The following is a 20,829-nucleotide window of genomic DNA, read 5'->3' on the forward strand; positions in this document are numbered from 1 at the left end:
GACATTCGGTGCTCTCGGTGCGGTTCATCGGGTGCACCGGTTCGGTGCCGACGATGCCGTCCGGGTATCACCTGACGGGCTGTTAAACCGTCGGCGACCCATTGTCACCGCTTCGAGGTAAGCCTCGCATCCATCCTGTGGATGTGTGCCCTTCGGCCGCTAACTTGCTGGTGGTGGGCGAAGTCCCTCACCCCTACCGCTCGTGGCCCACTCCTCCCTGTCTCCCGGTCGGCGCATCTTTGTGTGCCGGGCGCCCCGTCGTGCAAGGAGAAGCTCCTCTCGATGACCGTCGACAGCAGTCCGGAAACTCAGACCACAGCACCGCAGCAGTCCCTGAGTACCGCCGCGGCCCGCAACCTCGCCACGACCACCAAGTCCGTCCCGCAGATGCAGGAGATCACCTCCCGGTGGCTGCTGCGGATGCTTCCCTGGGTCGAGACAACGGGAGGCGCTTACCGGGTGAACCGACGGCTGCGCCATACCGTCGGCGACGGACGCATCGAGTTCGTGCAGGAGGGCGCCACGGTCCGGGTGATCCCGAGGGAGCTCGGCGAACTGGCCCTGCTGCGCGGATTCGATGACACCGACGTCCTCACCGCCCTGGCCGAGCGCTGCACGCAGCACGATTTCGCGGCAGGCGATGTCCTCGCCGAGCGCGGCAGCGCCGCCGACCGGATCCACCTGATCGCTCACGGCCGTATCAGCCAGACCGCCGTGGGAAAGTACGGCGAGGAGACCGCCATCGCGGTGCTCGCCGACGGCGAGCACTTCGGGGCGGGCGCCTCCCTGCTGGACCCCGACGCTCGCCACGACTGCACCTTCACCGCACAGACCGCAGGCACCTTGCTCACGCTCGCGCGCACCGACTTCGCCGCCGTTCACGCCTCCGCGCCCCAGCTGCAGAGGCACGTCGAGGAGTTCCGCTCGCGCGGTCGGCAGCGGCAGAACAAGCACGGTGAGGCCGAGATCGCCGTGTCGGCCGGCCATGCCGGCGAAGTCGATCTGCCGGGCACCTTCGTCGATTACGAGCTGCAGCCGCGCGAGTACGAACTCTCCGTCGCCCAGACCGTGCTGAGGATTCACACGCGCGTCGCCGATCTCTACAACGGGCCGATGGACCAGACCGAGCAGCAACTGCGGCTGACCGTCCAGGCCCTGCGTGAGCGACAGGAACACGAACTGGTCAACAACCGCGAGTTCGGGCTGCTGCACAACGCCGACTTCAAGCAGCGCATTCAGCCCCGCTCCGGTCGGCCGACGCCGGACGACATGGACGACCTGCTCTGCCGCCGGCGCGGCACCAAGCTCTTCCTCGCGCACCCCAGGACCATCGCGGCCATCGGCCGTGGTTTCAACGCCTGCGGTCTGTACCCGGACCATGTCGACCTCGGCGGGCAACAGGTCCCGGCCTGGCGCGGGGTCCCCATCCTGCCGTGCAACAAGATCCCGATCAGCAAGGAACAGACCAGCTCCATCATCGCCATGCGTACGGGTGAGGAGAACCAGGGCGTCATCGGTCTGCGGCAAACCGGCCTGACCGACGAGTACGAACCGGGCTTGTCCGTGCGGTTCGCGGGCATCAACGAGCAGGCGATCATCTCCTACCTCGTCACCACCTACTACTCCGCCGCGGTCCTCCTGCCCGACGCCCTCGGCGTCATGGAGAACGTGCAGATCGCCGCCCAGCCGCACTGAATCCGGCATCGCGCGACCCCGCGCGCCCTCGGCCGACCGCATTCCAGCGCCCGCCTCACCGCACCAAGGAGCCGCCGATGCCCGACTCCGGGCCCCTCGGACCGATCCCTCGCCCACAGCGGCCGACACCGCCGACAGCCGTGTCGGACGCCGAAGCCCTCACAGCCGCACACCCGGCCCGGCCGTCCGCCTCCGACTTCCTGGCGGCATTGCATCCGCCCGTCGCGGTCCCCACGCCGTCATCGTCCCCGGCGGCCGTCCCCGGCGGCACGTCCGAGGCCACGCCCTCAGCGCTGCAGCGGATCCTGCGCGGGCCGACCGGACTCGGCACGAGCGCCCTGTCCCCGATCCCAAGAGGCGAACCCCCGCTGCCGGATCCGGCACTCCCGGGGGCCGTGCCACCCGCCGAGGGACAAGCCGTCCCCGGCCTCTACCACCACCCCATCCCGGAGCCCGACCCCGTACGAGTCGAGGAGGTGAGCCGACGGATCAAGCGCTGGGCCGAGGACGAAGTTCAGCTCTACCCCGAGGAATGGGAAGGGCAGTTCGACGGCTTCTCCGTGGGCCGCTACATGGTCGGCTGCCACCCCGACGCACCCACGGTCGACCACCTGATGCTCGCCACCCGGCTGATGGTCGCCGAGAACGCCCTGGACGACTGCTACTGCGAGGACCACGGGGGATCACCCGTCGGTCTCGGCGGGCGCATCCTCCTGGCTCACACCGCGATCGACCACCTCCACACCACGGCCGAGTACACGCCGGCCTGGCAGGAGTCCCTCACCTCGGATGCCCCGCGTCGGGCCTACCGCAGCGCGATGGACTACTTCGTCGGTACCGCCACGCCCTCCCAGGCCGATCGTTACCGGCACGACATGGCCCGGCTGCACATGGGATACCTCGCCGAGGCGGCGTGGGCGGAAACGGATCACGTCCCGGAGGTGTGGGAGTACCTGGCGATGCGCCAGTTCAACAACTTCCGGCCCTGCCCCACGATCACCGACGCCGTCGGTGGCTACGAACTGCCCGCCGATCTGCACGCCCGCCCCGACCTGCAGCGCGTCATCGCGCTCGCCGGCAACGCCACCACCATCGTCAACGACCTCTACTCGTACACCAAGGAACTCAACAGCCCTGGCCGACATCTGAACCTGCCGGTGGTCATCGCGGAACGTGAGCAGCTCTCCGACCGCGATGCCTATCTGAAGGCCGTCGAGGTCCACAACGAACTGATGCATGCCTTCGAGGCCGCCGCGGACGACCTTGCCAGGGCATGTCCCGTGCCCACCGTGCTGCGCTTCCTCAGAGGCGTGGCCGCCTGGGTCGACGGCAACCACGACTGGCACCGCACCAATACCTACCGCTACAGCCTGCCCGACTTCTGGTAAGGAACGGACGACCTGTGACCACTGAAACCACCAGCACTGCCGCTCCGAAGATCCCGGCCCCGGCGACGCCCTACCAAAGGGACATCGCCCGCTACTGGAACAACGAGGCGCGACCGGTCAATCTCCGCCTCGGTGACGTCGACGGGCTCTACCACCACCACTACGGCATCGGTGCCGTGGACCACGACGCACTCGGCGACCCGGCTCACAGCGCGTACGAGAAGAAGCTCGTCGCGGAGCTGCACCGGTTGGAGTCCGCGCAGGCAGAGCTGCTTCTGGACCACCTGGGTCCCCTTCAGTCCGGTGACACCCTCGTCGACGCCGGCTGCGGGCGCGGCGGAACCATGGTGATGGCCCACCACCGCTTCGGCTGCAAGGTCGAGGGCGTCACCCTGTCCACCGCCCAGGCCGACTTCGGCAACCGGCGCGCGCGGGAACTGGGCATCGCAGACCGCGTCCGCTCTCGCGTGTGCAACATGCTCGACACACCGTTCGACAAGGGCAGCGTCGCCGCCTCGTGGAACAACGAGTCGACCATGTACGTCGACCTGCACGACCTGTTCGCCGAGCACTCCCGCTTCCTGAGGGTGGGGGGCCGCTACGTGACGATCACCGGCTGCTGGAACCCCCGCTACGGCCAGCCGTCCAAGTGGGTGTCCCAGATCAACGCCCACTTCGAGTGCAACATCCACTCGCGCCGCGAGTACCTGCGGGCCATGGCCGACAACCGGCTCGTCCCGCAGGCCATCGTCGACCTCACCCCCGACACACTGCCCTATTGGGAGCTCCGGGCCACGTCATCGCTGGTCACGGGGATCGAGGAGGCGTTCATCGAGTCGTACCGGGACGGCTCCTTCCAGTACGTGCTGATCGCGGCCGACCGCGTGTGATCCGGGACCACGGAGCCGCTGTCCATCCCGGCCACGGCCGGGCCGGTGGTCGACGGGCACAGCGTGAGCGGCGCCCCCAGACAGGTGGTGCGAGATCAGCGGCTCAACGGCCGCGCGCCGCCGCTCGCATGGCCAGCCGGTCAGGTCACTTTCGCCTTCGTGGCTCAGGCTGAACACCACGTACGCTCGGCCGTTCCCGCTCGCTCCTCGCCGCGCCGGCACCGCCGGGCGCGGGGAGCAGGAATCGGGGTTCTCGTGGCGACGGCGGCGACCACCGGGGGCGCCGGCAGCACATGGGGATCAGCCTCGCACCTCGTGCCGGTCGATCACGGCAACCCGTTCCGATCCGGACGGCCACCTTCAGTCCGCGCGGATACCGAGGAACGCCGATGCCGCACGGCGGCCCATGATGTCCCAGCGCTCCACAGGCCCGACTCGGGCCCAGGTCGTCGGTGCGGTCCGGCGGCCCGAGTGCATGTCCCGCAAGGTGGCCTCATGCGTGCGGGTGCCTGGGGAAGGTGGACGAGGAACTCGCGCCGCTGGTCGAGAAGGCCCGATGAGACAGCGAGGTCGTACCAGTCGTCAGCCAGGTCTTACCAGTCGTCGTCGAGACTTTCGACGAGCCGTGAGATCTCGTACCGGTGAGTGAAGCCACCGACAACATCCTCGGGACCGTATCCGTGGACGAGCGGCAACGTGCCGTTCGGCACCGGGTCTGAGACACGACGGCGGTGGGTCCCGTCATCCCCGGTTCGCCGCCGACGGCAACGGACCGGGCAAGTTTCACGCATCCACCCGCGCCGCACCCACAGCAACCTGAGCCGCGCTGAAGTCACGCCCCGCGGTCAAGCCGCCGGGGAGCCGTTCGTCAAGGCGTGCCGAAGCCAGCGCGACGGGACTTCGAAGGACGCACGCGGCAGCAGGAGCAGAAGTGAGGGAACGTCAGGAAGAGAACACGCGCTGCTAAACCGTATGCCCCGGGGTACACGGGGCGCCATGACACCCAAGACTGATCGCGTCACGCCCCTGCGGGCCGTGCGTCAGCTGCGCCGGGTCCGCGCCTTCTACCTGGGAGGCGTCCTGCTGTGGGCGGTCCTGACAGCATGGACAGGCTGGCAGTCGCCCGGCAGCCGGCAGATGTGGGTCTCCGCCCTCCTCCTGACCGTCTTCAGCGGCCTCCTGCTCACAGCCTCCCTGTGGTTGCAACGCCTCCAAGCCGACGGCACCCGCGGCCCCGCGCACCATGCCGCACCACGGAACGCCACCGCTGCGCGTCACGTGCACGCCTGACCCGCCGCCAGCAGGCCGCACCACCCGTCGGCCGGAACCCCGTCTCATCACGTTCTCTGCTCCTCGACATCCAGCCGTAAGTCATGCCCCCTCCCGGCCCTCCCCCGGAGCGCCTGCGAAGCCGGTGAAGACGTCCGTTTTCAGCCTTCTGCCAGAAGCCGGAAGGCAGGGGGTGGGGAGGGGGTAGGCGGATAGTCATGGATGGCACACGATTCCGGCAGGGCGAGCACAGTTCACAGGAAACCCGCGCCCAGGGAACGATGCGGATCTGGCAGTGGGCCCGATGGGCGGCACTTGTTCTCGCGGTTGGCTGGGCGGTCAGCTGGGTCGGCAGTCTCATCGAGGGCGAGGGAGGATGGGACCTGTGGTGGCCTCTGGTCAGTGCCGTCATCTGGACCGGACTGGCCGTGAACGGCTTCGCGACCTACCGCCGGATCAAGACGACGACCCCGCCCACCCGTGTCGGCCGCCCGTCTGCCTGACCGCCTCGGCCGGCCCATTCTCCAGCACCCCCTCGGCTTCTGGACCGAGAATCCCGTCGTGCATGGCTCCATGGCCACGTCGGTGTTCGGGCGTGCCCGGCGAGACCTCCAAGTGGGTGCCGTCTGTAACCATCCGTACCCGCCTCATGTCAGACGGAGGATGAGGACCAAGCCGAGCCGATCGTCCGCTGCACCCGTGCCGCGATCGAAGGCGTACAGACCGGCCGTGTCTTCAGGGAACGGGGGCGCTGACCGGCGCGGTGCGGACGGCTGCCGCGGTGGCCCCAGGACGTCCCAGCCGTCGATCCGCCCACAACGGGTCCCGCCCGAGCCGCAGACGCGCGCTCAGCAGACCTCCGTCCGACTGGTTCTCGGCCCCCGGCGGGCGCCGCCCTGCGGTAGAACGGGCCGGGCGGATTCCTGAGCTGGCGCCGGATCAGTCCCGCCGCGCAGGGATACGTGCGGCGGCCGGTCGGAGTCCGGTCGGAGTCCGGGCCTGTGCTGGTCGCTGGAGTCTTCCCGGTGCATCGGTGACAGGGCCGTTCGGCAGCGGCTCAGCCAGTGGGGGGCAGCGGCGGGTCGGCCCGGCCCCTCCACTGGCCGAGCAGACGCTGGGTGTTTGCGGTTGTCGGATGGTCAGCGCCCAGGGCGCGCTCCATGTCCGCCGCGACGGAAATCAGTTCGTCCATCGCGGCGGCCTTGTCAGCGGGGGTGCCGCCCGGGCGTTCGTGGCGCAATATCGCGAGGGAGCTGCGGGCGATGAGGGTGATGTCGCGGTCGCGGCCGACATGCTCAGTGGCTTTGGCGACGAGCTCGGTGAACGCCGTTTCGGCTTCGTCGGTGCGGCCGTCCTGGGAGAGCCATTCCGCGCGGGTGTACTGGGCGGCGAGAGTGTCGGGGTGGCCCGCGCCAAGGACCTGGGTCACGTCCTCGATCAGGTTTGTCACCTCCGCATGACGGTCCATCAGGTCGCCGTGCTCACCGCGTATCTGCAGATTCAAGCTCCGTGCCGCGAGGGTGTCGGGGTGCTGCGCGCCCAGGACCCGTGTCAGGTCGGGCAGCGCGCTCTTGAGCCGGTGGACGGCCAGGCCCGGCTGCCCCTGCTGGAGTGCCATCGCGGCTGACATGACCCGGGCGCGCAGCACATCCGGGTGGTCGCCGCCGAGCCTCCACTGCGCCAGGGCTACCGGGAAGGGTGTTTCGCGGTGCGCCATGCGCAGGAGTGTGACCACCGCGCCCAGCGCCAGGAGGAGGTGCAGCCACAACAGCCCGCCGATCGGTACGAACAGGGCGCCCACGGTGGAGATCACCAACCCCCATACGGGCCAGCGCCATGCCGTGGAGAGTCGCCGTGCGCGCTTCACATTCTGCACATCACTCATACGAACATCATCGTGCCGGGGTGATCGGAGGGGAAGGCTTGTCAACTACCCCTCCGGCTCCGCCCGTTGTGGGATCGCAGGTTGTCGGGAGGAGGTGGTCACGGCGGCGCTCTGCTGGACGCAATTCGGGCCGGCAGAGGCACGGTCGGGCAGTCGGAGGTGGACGGCTCGCCGGAGAGCCGGTTGGCCGCCGCAGTCGGCGACCGGGCCCGTGAGGCACCGACGAGGGCGTGCCGATCGCTGCCCGGCCTGCGCCAGTGAGCATTGCGGCGCGTGCTGACCCGAGCGGCCGTGGTCACGCCACGTGCCGGTGCTTGCAGGGCGGCAATGAACTCGCGGCGCTGACGGGTGAGACGGCGGGGGCGGCAGCGGGCTGGTGCCGTTCGGCCCGGTCGGGCGGATCCGCGGTCGGTCGATGAGGCGTTCGGCTGACCCAGCCCGGTGTGCGGTCGGCGGACCACCGGAAAGCGCACGTGACAGTCGGCACTCTCACGGGGCGGCGAAGGGAGGTACGAACCTGCTCGGGCCACTCGGCGCGGGCGGAGGCGCACGCGGGTCAGGGGAGGGTGGACCGAACCTCCGCGTCCGCGGTGAGGAAGAACGTCAGTTGCGGACGGTCCCAGGGCACGGCGGGCGGCCGTGCGGGTGCCGTGCCGCTCGGCACCGCCCTGACGCTGCGGTAGCCATGGCCAGGGTCATGTGGCGGTGCCAGCCGGGATAGCGACGGACCTGGTAGTCGTCCAGGCCGAACTCCTGCTTCGCGGTCTGGAAACACTCCTCAACAGCTCATCGGCTGCCCGCGATGCGGATCAGCTCGTCCAGCGTGGTGCCGGCGGGGCAGTAAGCGATGTAGTGACGTTTTCCGCTTCGGCCGCGGCAGGCCGGGAAACAGGTCGTGGAGGGGTGGTCAAGTGCCCTGCGGCTGACGACTGTGTCGTGCCGGTGGTGGCCATGACGTGGAAGACATCCGCCTGCTCCTGCTCGAAGCGCCAACCCCTGCTGAAGCCGTAAGCGGCGTCCGCCATCACCCACCTGAACGGAATCCGGTCGGCGATCGCCCGGCGGACCATCGTCTTGGCCATGGCCACCTTCGTCTCAAAGGGGACGGTGTCGTCGATGCCCGCCCGCCGGCACCGTTCCCGGTCGTCCGTCCAGGACGTGGGCAGATACAGACGGCGGTCTACCAGCGTGCGTCCGCGGTCGGAGGCGTAGGCGAGGAACACGCCGATCTGGCAGTTCTCCGTGCGTCCCGCGGTGCCCGAGTACTGCCGCTGCACCCGGCCGAACGACGCCCTTCTTCAAGAAGCCGGTGTATGGCTCTTCCCCGGCCGCCGGTCCGGACCGGCGAAGCTGGGAGCCCTGCGGTTCCGAGAGCCTGAGCGCGCATGAGTGCTTGCTCCGGGGCCCCGGGGAGGGCCGCCTCTGGCGGAAGAATTCCTGCACGTCGGCAGCGACAGCCGCCAGCTCGGCCGCCGGCGGCCTCCGGTGATGTGGTCATCAGGGGAATACCGATGGACGTACCGCACGCCGCACCACAGCCTCGTCGGACTCCCGCAGCCTGCGGACCGTCGCCGGCGAACTGATCATTGCCGGGTGCGGGCGTTCCGCTCGGTCCCCTGGGCAGGTCCATCAGCGGCGCCTTGGCGTCCCGGTCGGCCGTGACAGCAGGTGCGTCCCCAGCCGGAGAGCCCCCATCAGCACCGGATCGCGGCGCCTGGGAGGGGCCGGCACCGAAGCGCCTCACTGCTCCCCTGCACCTGCTCAGGGGGCGCAGTCGTGTGACGGTGCTGTCCCGGCAGGTGAGGAGGAGCCGCCCCCGCCCGCATGGAGCCCGCCGAGGTTCACGCCGATGGTCGAGATGCGGTGGTGCCGTACGACGCGACGCGCAGGGTGCGGGTGCTGCGGGTGCTGCGGGTTCAAGCCGGCCTCAGTGGTTGAACGTCAGGCGAGGGGCCGCGTTGCGGGCGAGGCCGTGGACGTAGTCGGGCCACCAGGTGCCGGCGGGCGGGTCGACGATGCCGTACTCGGGGTCGATGGTGCCGCCGGTGCTGCGGGTGCAGCTGCCGTCGGACTCACCGGGGACCTTGATCCAGAGATAGGCGTCGACGAGCGGGGTCCCGGTGTCGGAGGTGGGCCGGGGGCCGATGCCGCGGCCGGGAGCGTTGCACCAGGGCTCCGCGTCGCCGCTGTACTTGCCGGGCGGAGGGGTCCAGGCGCCCAGGCCGTTGCGGCTGGTGTCGATGACGACGTGCTCGAGTTCGTCGGCCGGGGCGTTGCCGGCGTTCTGGTCGAACCAGGCGTCGGTCCAGCGCCAGGTGGAGGGGTCGGTGGAGGAGACGGAGCCGCCGGGGGTGCCGTCGTTGGGGGCGGCGGAGGAGTAGTACTGGTTGGCGCACGAGTCGGCGTGCCCGCGCGCCCAGTCGGGGCCCTTGGTGGCGAACCACATGCACTTGGATATCCAGGCGCCGTAGCGGGCGTTGTGGTCGGTGGGGTGGGTGTTGGACACGTTGAGGGCGAAGCCGTCGCTCTGCTGGACGCCGGCGTCGAGCAGACGCTGTGCCATGTCGCCGACGAGGCGCCACTGGACGTTGCCGGCGTCGAGGTAGACAGCGGTGCGGGGCTTGGCCTTGAGGGCCTTGACCGCATATTCGAGATCGGCGATCCGGGCGGCGGTCAGTTCGCCGGTGGGGTCGGTCGTGGGCCCGCAGTCGCTGGGCAGGAGGGCCAGGCCGTCGGGTTCGACGATGACGACGGCCTCGCTGTTGCCGATACCGGCGGCGAAGGCGTCGATCCACTGCCGGTAGGCGGCCGACGAGGCCGCACCGCCGCTGGAGTACTGCGTGCAGTCCCGGCCGGGCACGTTGTAGGCCACCATGACGGGGGTGGTGCCTACGGCCCGGGCCCTGCGCGCGAGCTTGTTCACCTCGGCACGCACCTGGGTGGGTGTCCCTTCGGTGAACCACTGCGCCTGGGGCCAGCTGGCGAGCTTGGCCATGTCGGCGGCGTTCGCGAGGTCGCCGTTGCGCAGGTCGGTGACGGCCTGAGCGGCGGCCTTGCTGTGCGGGTCCACGTAGAAGTCGGTGGTCGGAGTGATCATGCTTGGTGTGATCACGTCCGTCGCCGTCGCCGTCGCCGTCGCCGTCGCCGTCGCCGTTGCCGTTGCCGTCGTCGGCTCAGGCCCGGGGGTGGCCTGTGCCTGGGTCGAGGTGAGGGCGGCGCAGACGCCGAATGCGGCGATGGCGGCGCCGGTGCGGCGCATGAGGAGGAGTGATTCCATTGCTGCTCCTAGCCGAGGGAGGGGTCGAGGAGGGTCCGCCGAAGGGCGGGCCGACGGGGTGTGGTGAACGGATGCGAGGCCCGGGTGGCGGGCAGCGCGTGGGGCCCGGTCGCGGGGCGTGGGCCGGCCGGGCCCCGTACTCTGAGTCCGGGGTCAGTAGCCGTAGATCATCTTGTAGGCCACTTCGGGGAGGAACTGTCCGGCCGAGGAGCCGGAGCCGACGCCGCAGTTGCCGTCGGACTCTCCAGGAGTCTTGATCCACAGGAGCATCTCGGCGCCTCCCCCCTTCTGGGTGGGGGTGCCGGTGCGGCGGCCCGCCGGGTTGCACCACTGGCCGTTGGAGCCGTTGCCGTTGCGGCTGGTGTCGACGACGAACGGCCTGGTGTAGCCGTAGCGGGCGCTGAGCTCGGCGTTGACGGCGTTGCCGAAGGCGGTGTTCTCGGCGGTCGTGTAGTAGTTGGAGACGTTCAGCGAGAAGCCGCGGGCCTGCCTCAGGCCGGCGCCGTGCAGACGCTGGGCGGTGGTTGCCGGACTGCCCCAGCCGGGGTTGCCGGCGTCGAGATAGACCCATGTGTTCGGCGCCTGGCGGCTGAATTCCGCGAGGGCGCCGGTGATCATGCCCTCGCGCTCACGGATCTGCGTCTGGTTCATGCAGTCGTAGTCACCCAACGAGTCGGGTTCGAGGATGACGACGGCCGGCCGCTGGCCGATCCCGCCGGCGAACCCGGCGATCCAGGTCGCGTAGGCGGAGGGCGAGGCGGCGCCACCGGCGGAGTGCCCGCCGCAGTAGTCGCGGTGGTAGATGTTGTACGCGACGAGCACGGGCAGCTTGTCCCAGTAATCGGCCGCTCCCGCATACGCGCCGGTTGCGGTGCCGATCGTGCCGCTCCAGGAGCCGAACCACCGAGCCATCGGCGTGTTGGCTATGGACGCGCTGATCGCGGGGGCGCGGCCGTCGGCGGGGTTCGCCGCGACCCATTGCCTCGCGCTGGAGTTCGGGTCGACGTAGAACCCGCTGGTCATTGTCGTGGGGTCGGCGGCGTGCGCGGGCGGGGCGATGGCGAGCGCCAGCGGCAGCGAGCACAGGGCTGCCGTGAGGGCGCGGATCTGGCGGCGCATCGTTGTACCTCGGTTTCCTGGCGGGGGTACGCCGCACGCTCTCGTCCAGAGCGTGCGGCGCGCGGAGGAAGTGCGGTCGTACGCGTCCCCGGCAACCGGGGCCTCCCGGCGGGGGACGAACACCTCAAGCGAAGGGATGGGTATGGGAGCGCTCCCATTGGAAGCGCTCCCAGTCGGCTGCGGACACTTTGGGGTTGGCCGGTATCGTGTGGCCAGCAGTGCAGGCTGTCAAGTGGTGCTGCACAATCGGCAGTTCACATCACTTCATGCCACTTCACATCGAGGCCATGAGGCTTTACAGTCCTGAAACTGGAAGCGCTCCCAGTCCGGATACCACGGTTCGTGCCCACTGCTCAGGAGGCAGGGGGAGTGCGGTCCGGGTGGTGCGATGGCGCTCCCGCTCGACGCGAGGAAAGGCCCAGGGTCCATGGCGAAGAATGTGGCGCGCCGGCAGCTCACGCTCGACGAGGTGGCCGAGCGCGCCGGTGTCTCCCGTTCCGTGGCGTCCCGTGTGCTCAACAACGCCCCGCACGTCAGCCGGGCCAAGCGAGAGGCGGTCGAACGGGCCGTTCTCCAGCTCGGATACGTCCCCAATCCGACCGCCCGCGCGCTGGCCACACGGCAGACCGGGGCGGCGGCCCTGATCGTCTCGGGGGAGGATCCGTCGATCTTCGCGGACCCCTTCTTCGCCCAGGTGATCGTGGGGGCGACCAGCGCTCTGGAGGAGGCCGACCTGCATCTGATGCTGTGCCTGGCCGCCTCCGACCGGGGCCGCGAGCGCGTGCAACAGCTCCTGCGGTCCAAGGGGGCCGACGGCGTCATGCTCATGGCCCTGCGCGAGGACGACCCACTGGCCCGCATGGCCCAGGAAGCGGAGATGCCGGTCGTCTTCGGCGGGCGGCCCGTCGGTCTGGACCCGCGGTGGTACGTGGACGTCGACAACGTCGGCGGTGCCCGCGAGGCGACCGAGTACCTGATCGCGAAGGGCCGGACACGCATAGCCACGATCTGCGGACGCCTGGACACCGAGGTCGGGCGTGCCCGTCACCGCGGTTACCGTGACGCCATGCTCGCGGCGGGCCTCGAACCGTACCCGCCGCACGAGGGGGACTTCACCGAGCCCAGCGGAGCCACCGCCATGGCCGCACTGCTGGACGACCACCCCGACCTCGACGGAGTGTTCGCCGCCAACGACAACATGGGAGCCGGAGCACTCCGCGCCCTGCGCCGGGCCGGTCGGGGCGTCCCGGCCGACGTCGCCGTGATCGGCTTCGACGACCTGGTCGTCGCCCAGATCGCCGATCCGCCGCTCACCACCGTTCACCAGCCCATACAGGCGCTCGGACGCGAGATGGCGCGGATGCTCGCCGCGCTCATCGACGGGCAGGACCCGAGCCCGCTGATCCTGCCGACCCGCCTGGTCACCCGCTCCACGGCCTGAAGGAGCCGCCGGCCGGGAAACTCCTGGCGGACGCCGCCCTCACCAGCCGCCGAGCCCGACGACAACGACACCCCGACGCGTTCGGCGGCCGCGACACGCACGACGCGGCCGGCACGTCCACCACTCGGTGCGCACCACCGTGCGCATCATCGCGATCGCGTCTCTTCCCGGCCTGGCGCGCCGCCGTGCCGCAGACACCACGGCGCCACGCGAGCGGAACCCGCCCTCGCCGGAAATCACCGAGGAAACTCACCGCGGCGCCCGCCGACCGCCTCGGACTGACGCGCGGCCGATGGGCGGTGCCCACCGGTGTTGCTGCCGCGTCAGCGGGACTGACTGACCGCCGGTGAGATGGCCCGCCGGCCGTCGGCCGGAGGTATCCACCCCGTCGTGGTGAGCGGCACCGGGGCGACAACCATGGCCGTCGCCCCGGTGCCGCTCCGAGCGCGGTCGGCCCGGCGCGTTCGCGCTGTTGCCAGGCTTCCGTACCGAGTTCGCCGGGCCCGACCACGACGAGGACCTGGCCTTGCCGAGGCGCTGCCCTCACCAGCGGCACCGGCGGCCGGGACTGGACCTGCGAGCAAGCCTTCGCAAGCGGCCGGCCGTGGTGGCGTGGGCCCGGTGCCGGCCGGAGAATCGTAAGTGGACGGACTCCTCTGTCCTGCGGAGGTGCCATGACCGACCCGCGAACGATTCTGTGGCAGGCCCGCCGGGGGCCGGTGCCGCCGGACTGGCGGGTGTTCACCACGAGGCGGGGCAAGCTGACCGGCTTCTTCCACGGAGCGTCGGACGATCCGGACCCGCTGCTGGTGCTCACACCTGACGTCGCCGTCGAGTACGTCAGTGAACGCAAACCGCTGACCACCGTCGTCTTCCATGATCTGGCCGGCATGAAGCTGCGCGTGGCGAGTTCCAGTTCGTCGGCCGCCGTCTCCACCTGGGTGGACCTGCGCTACCGCGACGGCAGCAAGGCGAAGTGGCGGTCCGCGACCTTCTCCAACGACTTGGAGGCGATACAAGGCTTCCTCGAGGCCTACGGTGCCCACAAAGCGCTTCGCGGCCATGTGTAGGAGACGAGCGAGCAGGCCGCGGTGGGCTCGACCGCGGGATCAGTCCCAGACGTTGCCGTACATCTTCCCGAAGACGGCTCCGGGCAGGCACCGTGATCGTGCCTTGGACGATGGGGCTGAGCGTCTCTGACGGCTCGTCCGAGAGTCTGCTGACGGCAAGGTCGCGATGCCGACGATCGGCATGCCCAATCAGGGCTCGGTATCGGCGACCGCCCCGGATAGCAGGGGCTTTTACGTCTTCTTACGTCAACCGCGTCCCCGTCGGCGCAGGTTGTCTCGTGCGACTCAGGGGTCTTCCTCCGGTGGGATCAGGAAGTGACGTTCACGGACCGTGGGCGTCTCTTCCTCCGGTGGATCCAGAAGTCACGTTCACGGACCGTGGGTGAAGATCGTGCGATCCCGTGCCGCAGTCGACTCCGATCATCCATAACGGTGAAACACTGCCGAACGGCGGCCTCGGCGTCGAAGCGGCCACCGAGCTCCGGCTCCTCGCCATCGGGCGCGCACCGCTCGACGAGCCACGAGGGCAGCGGGCGCCCCACCGCTCGTGCGCTTGCCGGTCGTCCTCCCGCCCGGTCACACGATTCAGCACGGCACGCGCTTCGACGACGACCCGAACGGTCGCCCCTGCGGTGCACCGCATTGCGCCGGTGTCTTCGTGAGCGCCGCCGTCGGAGTGTGGGCGGGCGGCCGGCGACGAGGCGGTCGTCCCCGTACGTCGAGCCCCACATCCGCTCGCTCCGCTTCCAGTTCCTGGCTCTGCCTCCCGAGACCGCGCCGCGTCGTACGCCCCAGCCATGACCTGGGCGCCACGATCCCCGACGCAGCGCCTCGTCAGGAGCAACGCATCGAGCGGGACCGCTGAGACAGGCGGTGGTGCGGGCCCGGACACCGGGGGAGGGGCACTCCAACCGACGCGTGAGCGATTCGGTGGCGCCGAGATCCGGTGGCGCCCGACCACACGGCATCACACCCAGCGATGCGCCTCGTCGGCGACGCCGGTTCGGTTGGCAAGCCGGTTCGGCGAGCCCGGTCGGCGAGCCCGGTCGGCGAGCCCGGTCGGCGAGCCTGGCCGGTAAGCCGCGACGAGGGCCACGGGGTCAGGAGGCCGCCGCGGCGGTCTCGTGGAAGGCCCGCGCGAAAAGTGGCGCGGCGGCATCCCAGTGCATCCCAGACACCATCGTTTCCGCAGCTCACCATGGGTGGAACCGTTCCGCCGTCGCACAGGTGGCGGCAGCCGTTGCGTGGCTTCCCCGCTGTCCTCGAAGCTCTGGTCGTCGCACCGGCCGGGGTCGAACAGTCGCCCGGCTGCAACATGGCGACGACCCCCGTCCTGACCCGAGTACCGGGACACCCGCGTACGCGGCCATCCGAAACCGCGGCGTTCGGCGAGTCCCGGCGCACGCGGTCGCGGCGGCGACACGGCAGGCCCCTTCGGCTCCGACGCCAGGACCCGCCGAGAGCAACCACATACCGATCAGAGAAGGAACACGCTCATGAGCAGCAAGTCCACCGCACACCGTCGTCCGGGCCTCCGCGCGGCGGCCGTCGGCCTGGTCCTGGCCGTCGGACTGGGTGTGCCGGCGCAGGTGTCGGCACAGGCGTCCGTCACGTCTGCCGCGAAGGCGTCCAGCGCCGCGTCGCAGCCGGTCACCGGCACGCCCGGCCAGGCGGTGACCCGGGTCGCCGACTTCTACGGCGCGTACATCGACGCCAAGGGCGACTACGCCGACCCGGACGCCACGCTGGCCGCGGCGCTCCGCGCGCACTACCTGACGCCCGACTTCGCCGAGCTGCTTGCGGACTGGGAGGAGGAGAACGGGACGGACGGCGTCCTGCGTGCCCAGAACGTCCCGGCGCGGTGGACGGTGTCCGACAACGGCATCGAGGGGCACAGCCGCAGGGTCACCGTCACCCTGATCTTCGGCAGCGGGAAGACAGCGCAGAAGACCGAACTTGCCGTGCTGGTGGAGCGGTACAACCGCATCGCCGACATCGACACGACGAACATCGGCTGACGAGGGAACCGCTCCGGGGTTGCCGTGGGCGAGGAGTTCGCGGAGCACCTCGCCCGCGCCTACACCGTCCGGCCGCTCTCCTCGCCTTCCGGCCGGGCGGAGCGGCCGGACCCGCGCGCGGGGTGCCGTTCGCGGGGGTGCCGTTCGGGGAGCGGACAGGCGTGGGCGGTGGGCTCCGCCGGGGAACTGCCCGGACTGTCGATGTGCCTGCCGCCTGCGATGGAACCATTCCAGCGCACCTGGCGTGAGGAATACCGTCCGGTACAGATCCTGGGATACCCGATCGCAGGCGGACGACAGGGGACTGGTGTCGATGCGGGACGAGGTCGAGGAACTGGCGGTGCGACTGCGCCGGCTGAAGGACCGCACCGACCGTAGCTACGGCTCCCTGGCGCGCCGCCTCAACATGAACACCTCCACACTGCACCGCTACTGCGCGGGCGAGGCGGTGCCGCAGGACTTCGCCCCCGTCGAGCGGCTCGCGGCGTTCTGCGGGGCGACACCGCAGGAGCGGCTCGAACTGCACCGGCTGTGGCTGTCGGCAGTGGCGGCCCGGCAGCGGGTGGGTACGGCCGATACAGCGCAGGGACCGACCACGACACCGACCCCGACCCCGACCTCGGCCCCGATCCCGACCTCGGTCCCAGCCCCGACCCCGGCCCTGGCCCCGGCCCCGGCCCCGGCACCAGGCACGGGCCGGGCGCGCGTCGAGGAGAGCGGCGGTTCCGAGGTGGTGTCCGGCGACGGTCCCGACCCGGGCGAAGTCCCTCCCCGTTGCTCTCCCCGCTCCGTTCGACGCCCCTGGTACCGCCGCCGAAGCATCCTGGCGTCCACCGCGGTCGCCTGCGTGCTGCTCGCCGCCTTCGGTGGAATGTCCGCCCTGCCTGACCACCGTTCCGCCGGCGCGGACGCCGCCCGCTCCGCGGCGCGCGGCCGAACCGCCGCCGAGTCGCCGGACCGCTCCGCGACCGCGCCGGCCGTCGGCAGTGCTCCCACATCGGCCGCGCAACCAGCCGCCGGCCCGCCCCTCGCCTGGAGCGTCGACTCCTTGGTCTGGGACAACGGATGCGACCACGACTACGTCATCGACAAGCCCCCTGCGCGAGTGCCTGCGCCGCCGTCGGAGCAGGACGCCGGGGCGTGGGCGGCGGCGCAGGGCGCGGTACACGGGCGGCAGACGAAGGTGCGGATCGCGGTGCAGGGGCGGTCTTCCACGGCCGTAGTCCTGGAAGCGCTCCGCGTCCGCGTCGTCAGCCGCGGCACCCCGCGTGCCGGAAGCGCGTACGCCATGGGCCAAGGCTGCGGCAGCGATCTCACTCCCCGCCGCTTCGCGGTGAACCTCGACCGGGACCGCCCCGTCGCACACCCGAAGGACGGTGCCGACGGCGAACGCACCGTTCCGGCCGTGCACTTCCCGTACCGCGTCTCAGCCGAGGACCCCGAGGTGCTGCTTGTCGACGCGACGACGCAGAGCCACGACACCCGTTGGTACCTCGAACTCGACTGGTCCTCTCAGGGACGCACCGGCACGGTTCGTATCGACGACCACGGCCGCCCGTTCCGCACCACCGGTATCAAGGGGATGCCGTACTACTGGTACGGCACGAACGACGCCGGAGCGCGCGCCTGGGTCACGCCCTAAGAGGGCATAGGATCTGAGTAGTTGATGCTCTGGGCTGTTTGTGTGACTGCCGCCGTTGGCGGTCGTCGCATGACGAGATCGTCAACGGGATCCTCTACGTCAACCGCACAGGCAAGCCGTGGGAGTACCTGCCACACGACTTCCCGCCCTACGAGACCGTCTACGACTACTGCGCGAAGTGGGAAACAGACGGCAGGCACCCCTTAGCAGGTCCACGAGCTGTTACGCGACAAGACCCGCCAGGCCCCACGGCCGCAGCGCAGAGCCCACAGTTGCCGGTGCCGACGCGCAAAGCGTGAAGGCCTCGGCAAACGATGCCTAGACCAGCCGGGGCATCGAAGCCGCTGGAAGACACCTCGGACTACTCCAACTCACCAACAGGATCATCTGCTTGCGACGACTCCGAACCTCATTCTGAAATGATCAGTTGGAGAGATCCGCGGTGGACCAGGGGAATCGCGTCCAGCAGGGACATGAGCTGGGTGACATCGTGACGGCCTCCGCTGGTCAACGACACCGCAAGGAGCCTTCCGCGCCGGTCGTCGCAGTCGTGGCCGCGGTCGGCGAAGAGTCGCCCGCAATCGGTGACGTGACCTGCCCACCAGGCCTCGGATGCGGCAAGTACCGACTGCTCCTCCGCGCTCGCGGCATCACGCCGAAGATCGCCCCCGAGGGAACCGCCCACGGCTCCGGCCTGGACGAGACCCGCTGGGTCGTCGAGGGAGCCGTGAGCTCGGTTCGCATCAGGAGATCGCGATCGTTTTGACCGCGAGTCCCGTGGTTCCCGTGATGCGCGGTGGCGCGAGAACGAGCTGGCAGAGGTTTTCGGGGCACGATCGCTATCACCGCGCGAATCTTCTGCTGTATGGCGACGTGCTCTTCGTAATGTTCGGGGCGGCACTGCCGTCTCTTTGGTGGCGCTCATGGCCATCTGCGGCCTGGTACGCGATCGGTTTGTATCTCCTGCTCATCGGGACCGGCGCACTCCGCCGCAGGCGGCATCGTCGGAAGCAGAGGAGCCAAGTGAGAGAAAGCACTGCTCGCGGCAGCCTCTGATCGGCTATCGCGACGGTCAGGACGGCACCTGCACCGGCAGCGGGCTGCTGCGGGAGGTGCGGGGACGGGCGGCTGGCCGCGCGCGGGAACGTTGTCCCGGGTCATGATGCTGCTCCCTTGAGCAGAAGAACGGGGACTGAGGCCACCTGTCGTGTCGTCCGCGTGGGGGCGGTGAGGGCCTCGCGGTCGCCGGTCCTGCGGCTCTCTGCAGAAGAGCGTCCCTGTGGGGTTTCGGCCCTGGCTCAGGGTGGCGTGCTCAGCGCAGCGGCGATTGACGCGTTTGTTGCCCTGGGCGTCTGGCGGGTGGTCATCGGTACGACGTCTGCCGTGAGTTCGACATGGCGAGCGGGACAGTGACAGGACTGAGGATCTTGCGTCCCGTCCTGGCGGGCGCGGCTCCCCGCCCCCTAGGAAGCGGTCGGAGATCGTCGCTGGCGAGGACGACGCCCAACGGCGTGGTGGCAGCTTCTTTAACCGGCTGATTGTCACAGCAGGCGGGCGGGAGGACCAAGGGGTCTTGAGACTGGGCGGGCGGCCGCATCCGCAGGTTGGTTCGCCCTAAGCCCGCTGGCGCACAGCACGTTTGTGACGGTGCAGACCGCGACCGGCTGCCGGTCACAGGGATCGGCAGCCGACGCTCGCCACGGCCGGCGGGCGGACGGGTCAGGAGGCGCTTTCGTGCAACCAGCCCGAGCACCCGTTCATGTCGTATGTTTTGGTGCCGTATTCACCGAGGCAGACCCGGTACTCGACCCAACCCGACTCCGGAAGGTTCATGTTGATGTCGAGCCGGGATCCCTGCCCATAATGGTTCCAGTCCTTGATCAGCGTGTCGCTGTTGTCGGACCGGTAGTACATGACCATCACCGATTTGCCGTCGGCGTTGTTGTCCCAGACCAGCAGGTGGTCGCCGTCACGGACGAACGACGCCGACCCGTCACAGTAATTCGGCTCATCAGTGCACAGGTCGCCGGCGTGGAGGCCGGGGTAGGTGACGGTGTAGGTGGAGGCGGAGGCGGGGGCGGCCACCGCGAGTACGGCCAGCGTGCCTGCGGCAGCGGCGCCTATGAGCTTGGAGTGCTTCTTCATCATGGTGACCTTCGGATTGACGTGCCACACCTGCGGCCGGCGCGTGCAGCATCGACGGCCGCAGGTGAAGCGGGAGTGAACGGATGCTAGCGAACAGGTTGATCTTGGGCCAGGGGTCCGGAGCCGCTTCCTGATCAGCATGTCGCCAGTTCGCCCGGGGGCCGGGTGGCGCTACCTCTTCCGCGGTGTGATGGTCGGCGACGGCCACCGCCCTGCGGGCATGGCGTCGCGAGCCGCCCAGGACGAAGCTGGTGTCCCGCCCGGTGTGTGGAAGGGCCGGGGCCTGTCCGCGCTCGGCCTGACGGTCGGGGACGTGGTGAGCGAGCGGCAGGCCGACTGCTCCTGGGGAGGGCGGGCACCCGGATGCCGACCGGATCGAGCGCGAGCTCCTGGCGCAGGGCAAGAGCCCGGCGCACGCGAGGCGGGCGACCGTGCTGGACAGGCCCTGCGAGCACAACCGCTCACCGAAGACCGACAAGGCCGGGGAGCGCACCCCCTGGCTGGCCTTCGACCTGGTCTTCCGGCCCCCGCCGACGGTGCACCTCGCGTGCGCTCTGATGGACGACCGGCACCGCCGGGTGCTGGAGCTGTGCGACGACGTCGCTCGCGACAAGACGCTGGTGCGGCTGAAGGAGTCGGTCGCACAGGTCCGCTCGAAGGCCGGCGGCAAGCAGCGCGCCCGGGTCAAGGGGGGGGGGCTGATCGTCGCGGTGTTCCGGCACTACGAGTCCAGGGCCACAGAATCGTGGCCCCTTCTTCACGCCCACGCGGTCCTGTCAGTCCGTGCCCGGCGGCCGCACGATGGGAAGTGGGACAACCTGTCGGCGGACTCATGCTCGCCAACATCGTCGCCGCCGACACCCTCTACACCCTCCTGTTCATGGAGGAGGTGACGGCGCGGTTCGGGTGGGCGTGGGAGCCGCGTGAGGTGACGCCCGGCCGCCGCCCGGTCATGGACATCGCGGGGATCGACCGGCGGCTGATCGGGCC

The 20,829-nt window shown here is 70.1% G+C and carries 15 protein-coding genes and 2 pseudogenes; 12 read left to right on the forward strand and 5 right to left on the reverse strand.

Translation table 11 applies throughout. The annotated features are described in order from the left end of the window. The first annotated feature begins 282 nt into the window (after positions 1–282). From ABT232_RS12240 to ABT232_RS12260, 5 genes are all read left to right on the forward strand, one after another. Positions 283–1,695 (forward strand): family 2B encapsulin nanocompartment shell protein, encoded by a 1,413-nt coding sequence (locus ABT232_RS12240; RefSeq protein ID WP_351839312.1) that lies wholly within the window; start codon positions 283–285, stop codon positions 1,693–1,695. A gap of 77 nt (positions 1,696–1,772) precedes the next feature. After that, positions 1,773–3,083, forward strand: coding sequence for a 2-methylisoborneol synthase (gene tcp, locus ABT232_RS12245; RefSeq protein ID WP_351839314.1), 1,311 nt, complete (start codon positions 1,773–1,775; stop codon positions 3,081–3,083). A 14-nt stretch (positions 3,084–3,097) separates the two neighbouring features. Then, positions 3,098–3,973, forward strand: a complete 876-nt coding sequence (locus tag ABT232_RS12250; protein WP_351839316.1) for a geranyl diphosphate 2-C-methyltransferase — start codon at positions 3,098–3,100, stop codon at positions 3,971–3,973. A 996-nt stretch (positions 3,974–4,969) separates the two neighbouring features. Continuing rightward, on the forward strand, positions 4,970–5,263 hold the full coding sequence (locus ABT232_RS12255; protein WP_351839318.1) for a hypothetical protein: 294 nt from the start codon (positions 4,970–4,972) through the stop codon (positions 5,261–5,263). Between the two features lie 197 nt (positions 5,264–5,460). Beyond that, complete coding sequence (locus ABT232_RS12260) at positions 5,461–5,745, forward strand: hypothetical protein (protein ID WP_351839320.1); 285 nt, start codon at positions 5,461–5,463, stop codon at positions 5,743–5,745. A gap of 554 nt (positions 5,746–6,299) precedes the next feature. Here the strand turns inward: ABT232_RS12260 and ABT232_RS12265 are convergent. The 4 genes from ABT232_RS12265 to ABT232_RS12280 form a co-directional block, all read right to left on the reverse strand. After that, entirely contained in the window at positions 6,300–7,127 is an 828-nt protein-coding gene (locus ABT232_RS12265; protein WP_351839322.1) for a tetratricopeptide repeat-containing protein, read from the reverse strand. Positions 7,128–7,936: 809 nt separating this feature from the next. Beyond that, positions 7,937–8,404, reverse strand: coding sequence for an IS701 family transposase (locus ABT232_RS12270; protein WP_450871974.1), 468 nt, complete (start codon positions 8,402–8,404; stop codon positions 7,937–7,939). Between the two features lie 650 nt (positions 8,405–9,054). Continuing rightward, entirely contained in the window at positions 9,055–10,404 is a 1,350-nt protein-coding gene (locus ABT232_RS12275; protein ID WP_351839324.1) for a glycoside hydrolase family 6 protein, read from the reverse strand. 153 nt (positions 10,405–10,557) lie between these two features. After that, positions 10,558–11,523, reverse strand: a complete 966-nt coding sequence (locus ABT232_RS12280; RefSeq protein ID WP_351839326.1) for a glycoside hydrolase family 6 protein — start codon at positions 11,521–11,523, stop codon at positions 10,558–10,560. Positions 11,524–11,950: 427 nt separating this feature from the next. Between ABT232_RS12280 and ABT232_RS12285 the strand changes: the two genes are divergently transcribed. The 6 genes and pseudogenes from ABT232_RS12285 to ABT232_RS12315 all read left to right on the forward strand — a co-directional run. After that, positions 11,951–12,964 carry a LacI family DNA-binding transcriptional regulator gene (locus tag ABT232_RS12285; protein ID WP_351839327.1) on the forward strand — a complete coding sequence of 338 codons (1,014 nt, stop codon included), beginning with the start codon at positions 11,951–11,953 and terminating at the stop codon, positions 12,962–12,964. A 674-nt stretch (positions 12,965–13,638) separates the two neighbouring features. Next, the gene (locus ABT232_RS12295) at positions 13,639–14,034 is read left to right on the forward strand and encodes a hypothetical protein (protein ID WP_351839582.1); all 396 of its coding nucleotides are present in this window, start codon (positions 13,639–13,641) and stop codon (positions 14,032–14,034) included. Between the two features lie 1,496 nt (positions 14,035–15,530). Further along, positions 15,531–16,052 (forward strand): hypothetical protein, encoded by a 522-nt coding sequence (locus ABT232_RS12300; RefSeq protein ID WP_351839329.1) that lies wholly within the window; start codon positions 15,531–15,533, stop codon positions 16,050–16,052. Positions 16,053–16,365: 313 nt separating this feature from the next. Beyond that, positions 16,366–17,694 (forward strand): helix-turn-helix domain-containing protein, encoded by a 1,329-nt coding sequence (locus ABT232_RS12305; RefSeq protein WP_351839331.1) that lies wholly within the window; start codon positions 16,366–16,368, stop codon positions 17,692–17,694. Between the two features lie 38 nt (positions 17,695–17,732). Continuing rightward, positions 17,733–17,993 carry a transposase gene (locus ABT232_RS12310; protein ID WP_351839333.1) on the forward strand — a complete coding sequence of 87 codons (261 nt, stop codon included), beginning with the start codon at positions 17,733–17,735 and terminating at the stop codon, positions 17,991–17,993. Between the two features lie 323 nt (positions 17,994–18,316). Further along, positions 18,317–18,415: pseudogene (locus tag ABT232_RS12315) on the forward strand (IS5/IS1182 family transposase); the annotation flags it as partial. Positions 18,416–19,413: 998 nt separating this feature from the next. Here ABT232_RS12315 and ABT232_RS12320 read toward each other — a convergent pair. Then, positions 19,414–19,842, reverse strand: a complete 429-nt coding sequence (locus tag ABT232_RS12320) for a hypothetical protein (protein ID WP_351839335.1) — start codon at positions 19,840–19,842, stop codon at positions 19,414–19,416. A 187-nt stretch (positions 19,843–20,029) separates the two neighbouring features. Between ABT232_RS12320 and mobF the strand changes: the two are divergent. Further along, positions 20,030–20,827 (forward strand): annotated as a pseudogene (gene mobF / locus ABT232_RS12325) (MobF family relaxase); the annotation flags it as partial. Between the last annotated feature and the right edge of the window lie 2 nt (positions 20,828–20,829).

This window comes from Streptomyces sp. NPDC001532, from assembly GCF_040298625.1.
In the GTDB taxonomy this organism is placed as follows: domain Bacteria; phylum Actinomycetota; class Actinomycetes; order Streptomycetales; family Streptomycetaceae; genus Streptomyces.

Excerpts from the sequence above, each read along its gene's own strand:
- tcp (WP_351839314.1), top strand. The coding sequence starts at position 1,773 with ATGCCCGACTCCGGGCCCCTCGGACCGATCCCTCGCCCACAGCGGCCG.
- ABT232_RS12260 (WP_351839320.1), top strand. The coding sequence starts at position 5,461 with ATGGATGGCACACGATTCCGGCAGGGCGAGCACAGTTCACAGGAAACC.
- ABT232_RS12305 (WP_351839331.1), top strand. The coding sequence starts at position 16,366 with ATGCGGGACGAGGTCGAGGAACTGGCGGTGCGACTGCGCCGGCTGAAG.
- ABT232_RS12275 (WP_351839324.1), bottom strand. The coding sequence starts at position 10,404 with ATGGAATCACTCCTCCTCATGCGCCGCACCGGCGCCGCCATCGCCGCA.
- ABT232_RS12295 (WP_351839582.1), top strand. The coding sequence starts at position 13,639 with ATGACCGACCCGCGAACGATTCTGTGGCAGGCCCGCCGGGGGCCGGTG.
- ABT232_RS12285 (WP_351839327.1), top strand. The coding sequence starts at position 11,951 with ATGGCGAAGAATGTGGCGCGCCGGCAGCTCACGCTCGACGAGGTGGCC.
- ABT232_RS12255 (WP_351839318.1), top strand. The coding sequence starts at position 4,970 with ATGACACCCAAGACTGATCGCGTCACGCCCCTGCGGGCCGTGCGTCAG.
- ABT232_RS12320 (WP_351839335.1), bottom strand. The coding sequence starts at position 19,842 with ATGATGAAGAAGCACTCCAAGCTCATAGGCGCCGCTGCCGCAGGCACG.
- ABT232_RS12280 (WP_351839326.1), bottom strand. The coding sequence starts at position 11,523 with ATGCGCCGCCAGATCCGCGCCCTCACGGCAGCCCTGTGCTCGCTGCCG.
- ABT232_RS12240 (WP_351839312.1), top strand. The coding sequence starts at position 283 with ATGACCGTCGACAGCAGTCCGGAAACTCAGACCACAGCACCGCAGCAG.
- ABT232_RS12265 (WP_351839322.1), bottom strand. The coding sequence starts at position 7,127 with ATGAGTGATGTGCAGAATGTGAAGCGCGCACGGCGACTCTCCACGGCA.
- ABT232_RS12300 (WP_351839329.1), top strand. The coding sequence starts at position 15,531 with ATGAGCAGCAAGTCCACCGCACACCGTCGTCCGGGCCTCCGCGCGGCG.